At 65.3% G+C, this 8,023-nt stretch carries 7 protein-coding genes and 1 pseudogene; 2 read left to right on the plus strand and 6 right to left on the minus strand.

The window, feature by feature from the left end; translation table 11 throughout:
* Positions 1 to 107: 107 nt before the first annotated feature.
* The 5 genes from ACWEH3_RS35275 to ACWEH3_RS35295 form a co-directional block, all read right to left on the minus strand.
* Positions 108 to 929 carry an SAM-dependent methyltransferase gene (locus ACWEH3_RS35275; RefSeq protein WP_450026487.1) on the minus strand — a complete coding sequence of 274 codons (822 nt, stop codon included), beginning with the start codon at positions 927 to 929 and terminating at the stop codon, positions 108 to 110.
* Between the two features lie 185 nt (positions 930 to 1,114).
* Positions 1,115 to 4,531, minus strand: coding sequence for a class 1b ribonucleoside-diphosphate reductase subunit alpha (gene nrdE, locus ACWEH3_RS35280; RefSeq protein WP_450026495.1), 3,417 nt, complete (start codon positions 4,529 to 4,531; stop codon positions 1,115 to 1,117).
* Positions 4,480 to 4,941 carry a class Ib ribonucleoside-diphosphate reductase assembly flavoprotein NrdI gene (nrdI, locus tag ACWEH3_RS35285; RefSeq protein WP_450026489.1) on the minus strand — a complete coding sequence of 154 codons (462 nt, stop codon included), beginning with the start codon at positions 4,939 to 4,941 and terminating at the stop codon, positions 4,480 to 4,482. Before nrdI ends, nrdE begins: the two co-directional genes overlap by 52 nt.
* A gap of 68 nt (positions 4,942 to 5,009) precedes the next feature.
* Entirely contained in the window at positions 5,010 to 5,243 is a 234-nt protein-coding gene (locus ACWEH3_RS35290; RefSeq protein WP_039799742.1) for a redoxin NrdH, read from the minus strand.
* Positions 5,244 to 5,636: 393 nt separating this feature from the next.
* Positions 5,637 to 6,206, minus strand: a complete 570-nt coding sequence (locus tag ACWEH3_RS35295) for an NAD(P)H-dependent oxidoreductase (RefSeq protein WP_450026491.1) — start codon at positions 6,204 to 6,206, stop codon at positions 5,637 to 5,639.
* A 158-nt stretch (positions 6,207 to 6,364) separates the two neighbouring features.
* On the opposite strand from ACWEH3_RS35295, the gene ACWEH3_RS35300 reads away from it, so the two are divergent.
* The gene (locus tag ACWEH3_RS35300) at positions 6,365 to 6,955 is read left to right on the plus strand and encodes a TetR/AcrR family transcriptional regulator (protein ID WP_450026497.1); all 591 of its coding nucleotides are present in this window, start codon (positions 6,365 to 6,367) and stop codon (positions 6,953 to 6,955) included.
* A 22-nt stretch (positions 6,956 to 6,977) separates the two neighbouring features.
* Positions 6,978 to 7,802, plus strand: coding sequence for an ammonia-dependent NAD(+) synthetase (nadE, locus tag ACWEH3_RS35305; RefSeq protein WP_450026493.1), 825 nt, complete (start codon positions 6,978 to 6,980; stop codon positions 7,800 to 7,802).
* 128 nt (positions 7,803 to 7,930) lie between these two features.
* On the opposite strand, the pseudogene ACWEH3_RS35310 reads toward nadE, so the two are convergent.
* Positions 7,931 to 8,023 (minus strand): annotated as a pseudogene (locus ACWEH3_RS35310) (MoaD/ThiS family protein); the annotation flags it as partial.

An 8,023-nucleotide genomic window follows, 5' to 3' on the forward strand; every position in this document is an offset into this window, starting at 1 on the left:
CGAACAACCGAGACTCGCGCCTGCGGCGCATGCGCTTCGGTTGTTCGGACGCGAGACATCAGGGGCCGCGAACACGCAGCGCCGCAGGCGCTGCCAACCAACACAGCTCACACCTTGCGGCCGACCGCGCTCCAGCAGTTCACCTGCGAATCGAGCCAAGACGGCGACTCGCCCTGCGGACGCCATTGATTGGTGACGACGATTCCCGGATCCAATAGTTCCAACCCGGAGAAGAACCGGGCGAATTCGTCCCGCGTGCGTGTCTGGGCATAGACCCCGCTCTGCCGGTACACGTTGAGTGCGTCGGTCATCATCTCCGGTTCGAGGTCGGCGGTGATGTGCGAGACCACGAGGAACGATCCCGGCGCGAGAGCACCCATCAACGTCTCGACGATCCCGTAGGGGTCCTGCTCGTCGGCCAGGAAATGCAGCACGGCGACCAGGCTCAGTGCCACCGGGCGCTCCAAGTCCAGGGTCTCGCGGAGTTCGGGCGCGGACAGGATCGCCGCGGGGTCCTTCAAGTCGGCGTCGACGTACGCGGTGCGACCCTCCGGCGTGCCGGTGAGCAGGGCGCGGGCATGGGTCAGCACGATCGGATCGTTGTCCACGTAGACCACCCGCGCTTCGGGCGTCGGCGCCTGTGCCACCTGGTGCAGGTTCGGCTCGGTGGGGATACCGGTGCCGACGTCGAGGAACTGCGTCACGCCCAACTCGGTCAGCGCGTTCACCGCACGGTGCATGAACGACCGGTTCTGCCGAGCCGCGACCCGGGTGGTGGGAAACGCCGCGATCACTTTCTCGGCCGCGTCCCGATCCACTTGATAGTGGTCTTTCCCACCCAGCACGTAGTCGTATATTCGAGCGCTGCTGGGCACGCTCGCGTCATGAATCGGCCTGAGCGGCTTCCCATTGCCGCCGAGATCGGTCATCGTCGTTCCCATCACTACCGGATCACTTCTGCCCCAGCATATTCCCGACGCGGGCAGCCCACCGCATGCTGTGCGAGGAAGAGCGCAGGATGGGGTTGCGCTTCGAGCGTAGGCGAGCGCGCGATCTCAGCGGCCGCGGAATGCGAAAAAGGGCCCCCTGCCGGAGGCCCCTGTTCGCAACCGAACTACAGCATGCAGGAGACGCAACCTTCGACTTCGGTTCCCTCCAAGGCCATCTGGCGCAGCCGGATGTAGTAGAGGGTCTTGATGCCCTTGCGCCAGGCGTAGATCTGGGCGCGGTTGAGATCGCGGGTGGTGGCGGAGTCCTTGAAGAACAACGTCAGCGACAGGCCCTGGTCCACGTGCTGGGTGGCCGCGGCGTAGGTGTCGATGATCTTCTCGTAGCCGATCTCGTAGGCATCCTCGTAGTACTCGAGGTTGTCGTTGGTCATGTAGGGCGCCGGATAGTAGACGCGCCCGATCTTGCCTTCCTTGCGGATCTCGATCTTCGACGCCACCGGGTGGATGGAGCTGGTGGAGTGGTTGATGTAGGAGATCGAGCCGGTCGGCGGCACCGCCTGCAGGTTCTGGTTGTAGATGCCGTGCTCCATGACCGAGGCCTTCAGCTCGCGCCAGTCGTCCTGGGTCGGGATGTGCACGCCCGCGTCGGCGAACAGTCGCCGGACGCGCTCGGTCTTCGGCTCCCACACCTGATCGGTGTACTTGTCGAAGTACTCACCGCTGGCGTACTTCGATTCGGGGAAGCCCCCGAAGTACGTACCGCGCTCGATCGCGATCCGATTCGACGCCCGGATCGCGTGATAGACCACGGTGTAGAAGTAGATGTCGGTGAAGTCGATGCCTTCTTCGGACCCGTAGTGGACCCGTTCGCGCGCCAGGTAGCCGTGCAGATTCATCTGCCCGAGGCCGATGGCGTGGGAGAGGTTGTTGCCCTGCTCGATGGACGGCACCGAGTAGATGTGGGTCTGGTCCGACACCGCCGTCAGCGCCCGGATGGCCACCTCGATGGTCTGCGCGAAATCGGGCGAGTCCATCGTCTTGGCGATGTTCAGCGACCCGAGGTTGCAGGAGATGTCCTTGCCCACCTTGGCGTAGGACAGATCGTCGTTGAACTCCGACGGCGTGGAGACCTGCAGGATCTCCGAGCACAGGTTGGAGTGGGTGATCTTGCCCGCGATCGGGTTGGCCCGGTTCACCGTGTCCTCGAACATGATGTACGGATAGCCCGACTCGAACTGCAACTCGGCGATGGTCTGGAAGAACTCGCGCGCCTTGATCTTCGACTTGCGGATGCGCTTGTCGTCGACCATCTCGTAGTACTTCTCGGTGACGTCGATGTCGGCGAACGGCTTGCCGTAGATGCGTTCCACGTCGTACGGCGAGAACAGGTACATGTCCTCGTTCTTCTTGGCCAGCTCGAAGGTGATGTCCGGGATGACCACGCCCAGCGAGAGCGTCTTGATGCGGATCTTCTCGTCCGCGTTCTCCCGCTTGGTGTCCAGGAACCGGTAGATGTCCGGGTGGTGCGCGTGCAGGTAGACCGCGCCCGCGCCCTGCCGTGCGCCGAGCTGGTTGGCGTAGGAGAACGAGTCCTCGAGCAGCTTCATGATCGGGATGACACCCGAGCTCTGGTTCTCGATCTTCTTGATCGGCGCACCGTGCTCGCGAATGTTGCTCAGCAGCAGCGCCACTCCGCCGCCGCGCTTGGACAGCTGCAACGCGGAGTTGATCGAGCGCCCGATCGACTCCATGTTGTCCTCGATGCGCAGCAGGAAGCAATTGTGGACGACCGTACCGCGGATCGAGTAGGTATGGGTGTCTTCGACGTGGAGGTTGTACACCTTCTCGGGGGTATCGGTGGTGTGCTCGACAGCGCGCACGCCGTATACCTGGCGACCGTGCACGACCTGGTACGTCGCGCGCTTCGTGCCTTTGCGGCCGACGTAGTTGTACAGGTTCTTGCCGATGTCGAAGATGAAGTCCTCGTTGTTTCCAGGCAGGCCGGGCACGAATACCTGGCCGGTCGTATTGCCCGCCCGGTTGACGTAGCTACGGACGACCGACACGATGCCGAGGCGGCGCAGGATCAGCTGCACCTGGTCGACGAGCTCAGGGTTGACCAGGTCGAGCATCATGCCGCCCGAGGTGCTGCAACCATCGCCGCGGAACAGCCCGGCCAGCAGGCCGCGTTGGAAGTCCTCGTCGGCGGTGAGCACATCACCGGCCAATTGCTTGGTGCCATAACCGGTCCCGGCCAATGACAACAGCAATGATGCGACGACCTTGCTGTTGCACACCATCCGGGTGGAGTGATCGGAGTGGTTGGTGTGCAAGGACAGGTCGACCCCGAACACCTGCTTGAATGCCATGCCGAGTTCGACGTGGTAGTCGACCTCGTGCGCGCCGAGGGTGAAATGTACGCCATTGGGCACGCTCACGTCGGTCGACCGCTTGGACACGTGACCTTCGGCCACATACCAGCCAAGGATGAGGCCCAGCTCGTAGGACTCCTCCACGAAGCGGTTGACAGCGACGAAGCGCTGGTTGTGGCGCTGCTTGTTGCGGTGCTTCGTGTCGGTATTCACCTTCTGGATCAGCCCGTCGACCTCTTCGTACACGCCTTCGCCGGTGTGATCCATAAGGTCGAACACGCGCCGGTCCCGCTGGCCCAGCGGCGCGGTGGTCACGATGAAGTCGGTCGGGTGCACGTCCCGCGCGGCCAGCCACACGAAACCGTTGAACGGGTCGGCGCCGTCCGCGTCGATGAGCGTGTCGACCTCACGGGTGGTCCACACCAGGATCGGATGCTCAGGGGTGCATCGGATCGGTTCCTTGTGGCCGAAGTGCGAAATCGCGACCAGCGCTTGATCGTTGGGATTCTCGATCAGCGCTTCGACCGCACGGTAGGAACCGTCGTGGGACAAGACCCGGTCACCCGGCTGCAGCGTCTCGATGGCGCGGGGACCGTCGATCGTATCCACCGGAGTACCCGCCGGGAAGCACGACACCGGCTCGCCGCGCTGCTTCTTGCCCGAGTTCAGGAACGTCGGGGTGGCCGGCTGGAAACGGCCTTCGATGATCTCGTCGACCAGTTGGCCCGCCAGCGCTTCGTCACCGGCGGCGAGCGTGAGCGCGACCATGCACACCCGGTCCTCGAACCGCTCCAGGTAGCGCTTGCCGTCGAAGGTCTTCAGCGTGTACGAGGTGTAGTACTTGAACGCGCCGAGGAAGGTGGGGAACCGGAACTTCTTGGCGTAGGCCTGCTTGAACAGCTTCTTGATGAACGCGCGGCTGTACTGCTCGAGAACCTCGGCCTCGTAGTAGTTCTCCTCGATCAGGTAGTCCAGCTTCTCGTCCAGGTTGTGGAAGAAGACGGTGTTCTGATTGACGTGCTGCAAGAAGTACTGGTGGGCGGCCTCACGGTCTTTGTCGAACTGGATCTCCCCGTCCGGGCCGTACAGGTTCAGCATCGCGTTGAGGGCGTGGTAGTCGAGGACCTCGCCCGCCTCGCCGCGGACCGGGGGCTGCTCTAAGCGAGCTGTCTTTCCGGCCGGTGCTGTCGTTGCTGTTGCCAAAACAATCCCAATCCCTCTCGGACGCGCTCGACGTCCTCAGCGGTTCCCATGAGTTCGAAGCGGTACAGGTACGGCACCCCGCACTTGCGTGCGATGAGCTCGCCCGCATAGCAGAAGGTGTCGCCGAAGTTCGTGTTGCCCGCCGCGACCACCCCGCGCAGCAACGCGCGGTTGTGCGGATCGTTGAGGAACTTGGCGACCTGCCTCGGCACGAAGTCCTTGTCGGAACGATCGCCCCCCAGTACGTGCCGACCGCCCCCGTAGGTGGGGACGATCAGCACGTACGGATGGTCTACGCGCAGTGAGTCGGCGGTGTGCAGTGGTATGCGAGTCGCCGGGAGACCCAGCTTCTCGACGAAGCGATGTGTGTTCTCCGAAGCGCTGGAGAAGTAGACCAGCGCCGTCGTCTCCGACATGGTCGCCTTCCTCCTCTCGGGAGCGCCGTAGCGCTCGCCCCTCGGATGAACCGGAAGCGGTGGAAGCGTCAGGCCGCCACGGTCGCGAGCGACTTGATGCGGTCGGGACGGAAGCCCGACCAGTGATCGTCCCCGGCCACCACGACCGGCGCCTGCAGGTACCCGAGTGCCATGACGTAGTCACGCGCCTCGTCGTTCTCCGAGATGTCGATGACCTCGTAGTCCACCCCGGCCTTGTCGAGGGCCTTGTAGGTGGCGTTGCACTGGACGCAAGCGGGCTTGGTGTACACGGTGACGGTCATTGATGTCCCTCTCTCCTTGTGCCTGATCCACAGCCTGTGATCCGTTGCAATTCACGATCCGACGTATGCTGCGCAAACTCCTGGATCCGAGCTCGAATCCCCTGATCAGCCACCTGTGGCCGACTCGTGCCGAGTGAGGTCTCTCGCCGTCTTCCAGTACCGAAGACACTACACCTAGTGGCCGACAGATTCCTACAACACGACATGTAGCGAGTCACATCGATGAAATTCCATCGAGAGAAGTACCAGTACGCTCGATTCACCCCGGCACCAAACAGTGGCGCAGATCACTCCACGGGCATTCCAGCTTACTTTCAGCAAACTTCCTGTCGAACGAAGAGGGCCACCGCTGCGCCCCGCAGCGATGACCCTCGTTCAGACCGGAGAAGGAGCTTACACCGACGCCAATTCGCCGCGCGTGGCCTCCACCAAGTCGCGCACCGTACCGGCCAGCTGGGTCAGCGCCTCGGCATCGTCACGCGGATGCGTGGCGCCGAACCGCTCGCCGACGACCCCGAAGTGCAGGTGCGCGGACTCGACCACCCGTGCGCCCGCCACGCCCAGGGCCTTGACCGCGTCGCCGTGCGCCCACTGGGCGGCGTTCGGGCTGATCGATGCGCTCACCACGGCGGTGGGCTTGCTCTTGATCGCTCCCGCGCCGTAGGGACGGGAAGCCCAGTCGATCGCGTTCTTCAGCACCGCCGACAGCGTGCCGTTGTATTCCGGGGTCACCACCAGCAGGCCGTCCGCCTCGGCGACCGCGTCGCGCAGCGCCTGAGCGGCCGCGGGGACGGAGCCGGGGACATCGATGTCCTCGTTGTAGAACGGGATGTCGGCGAGCCCTTCGTAGAGAGTGACCTCGACACCCTCCGGCGCGCTGTGCGCCGCGGCCTCGGCGAGCCGCCGGTTGACCGACGCGGCGCGCAGGCTGCCGACGAGTGCAAGAATGCGGGTCTGGCTCATGACGACTCCTGGTGTACTGATGAGGTGGTGTCCGTACGTTCACCACACACTAACCGGACCATGGTCCGATTACTTCCCGCGGAGCCTGCGTGAGCGCTGTGAACTACCCCGCACCGGACGCGTCGACCGATGGCGCCCCTCGGCTGCTCGACGTCGGCATGCCATTGCCGGGCATCTCGGAGCCCGCCGAGCGCGCCGACGCGGCGCGCAACCGTCAACTGCTCCTGGACGCGGCGCAGCAACTGGTGCGAGAGCACGGCGTCGACAGTCTCACCATGGACGCGCTGGCCAAACGCGCCGGGGTCGGCAAGGGCACGGTGTTCCGGCGGTTCGGAAGCAGATCCGGCCTGTTGCTCGCGCTGCTGGACCACTCAGAGCGGAAGTACCAGGAGTCGTTCATCTTCGGGCCGCCGCCGCTCGGACCGGGCGCGCCCCCGGTGGAACGGCTGGTCGCCTTCGGGCGCGCCAGGCTCCTGGACATCGAGGTGGCAGGCGAGCTACATCGCGCCGCCGAACTCGGCGAGGCGAGCGAACGCTTTTCCGGTAGGCCGTACGGACTACTGCGCGCGCACGTCGTGATGCTGTTGCGGCAGGCCGACGCGCCCGGGGAGGTCGCGCTGGTCGCCGACTGGCTGCTGGCGATGCTCGGCGCGGCGCTGGTCATGCACCAGATGCAAGTGCTCGGCTTCACCCGCGAGCAGATCGGCGACAACTGGGAGCGCGTCGTTCGGCGCGTCGTCGCCCGCTGAGCCGCCAGTAGACTCGGGCGCCATGGGGAACCTGCGTGCACAGATCATCAGTGAATTGGGCGTCCGGCCCACGATCGAACCGAAGGAAGAGATCCGCCGCCGGGTCGATTTCCTCAAGGACTATCTGAACGCGACTCCCGCACGAGGTTTCGTCCTCGGCATCAGCGGCGGACAGGACAGCGCTCTCGCGGGCCGGTTGTGCCAGCTCGCGGCCGAGGAACTGCGCGCGGACAGCGTGGACGCGACCTTCCTCGCCGTGCGGTTGCCCTACGGCGTGCAGGCCGACGAGGCCGACGCGCGCACCGCCCTGACGTTCATCCGGCCCGACCGGCAGGTCGTGGTCAACGTCCGGCCCAGCGCGAACGCCGCGGCCGCCGAGGCGGCCTCCGCCTTGCAGGTCCACCAGCTGCGTGACTTCGTGCGCGGCAATCTCAAAGCGCGCGAACGCATGGTGATCCAGTACGCGTTGGCCGGGCAGGAGAACCTGCTGGTGGTCGGCACGGACCACGCGGCCGAGGCGGTCACCGGATTCTTCACCAAGTACGGCGACGGCGGCGTCGACCTGACCCCGCTCACCGGTCTGACCAAGCGCCAGGGCGCCGCCCTGCTCCAGGAACTCGGCGCGCCCCCGAGCATCTGGTCCAAGGTGCCCACCGCCGATCTGGAGGACGACCGGCCCGCCCTGCCCGACGAGGAAGCGCTCGGTCTGCGCTACAGCGAGATCGACGACTACCTGGAGGGCAAGGAGGTGACCCCCGAGGTCGCCGAACGGCTGGAGAGCATCTTCCACAACACCCGCCACAAGCGCACCGTCCCGGTGACGTCGCTGGACACCTGGTGGCGCTAGCCCTTCGGGGGACCTCGGTGTCCGGCGAGGAGTGCCGCCCGCGCCGCGTGCCGTCGCGCACGAAAACCGCGCACCTCATCGACACCTGGCACAGCCGGTCGTGGCGGCGCTGGATGTGAACGCGCCGCCTAGCCGCCCGCGAAGGGTGGCAGGACGTCGACGCGCGGGCTCAGCGCGACCGCGGGATCTCGGGTGAGTTCGTCACCGACCAGGTAGGCGCA

The sequence above is a fragment of the Nocardia sp. NPDC004718 genome (assembly GCF_053601535.1).

Coding starts and splice junctions, on each gene's coding strand:
- ACWEH3_RS35275 (WP_450026487.1), bottom strand. CDS start 929: ATGACCGATCTCGGCGGCAATGGGAAGCCGCTCAGGCCGATTCATGAC.
- ACWEH3_RS35295 (WP_450026491.1), bottom strand. CDS start 6,206: ATGAGCCAGACCCGCATTCTTGCACTCGTCGGCAGCCTGCGCGCCGCG.
- ACWEH3_RS35290 (WP_039799742.1), bottom strand. CDS start 5,243: ATGACCGTCACCGTGTACACCAAGCCCGCTTGCGTCCAGTGCAACGCC.
- ACWEH3_RS35300 (WP_450026497.1), top strand. CDS start 6,365: ATGCCATTGCCGGGCATCTCGGAGCCCGCCGAGCGCGCCGACGCGGCG.
- nadE (WP_450026493.1), top strand. CDS start 6,978: ATGGGGAACCTGCGTGCACAGATCATCAGTGAATTGGGCGTCCGGCCC.
- nrdI (WP_450026489.1), bottom strand. CDS start 4,941: ATGTCGGAGACGACGGCGCTGGTCTACTTCTCCAGCGCTTCGGAGAAC.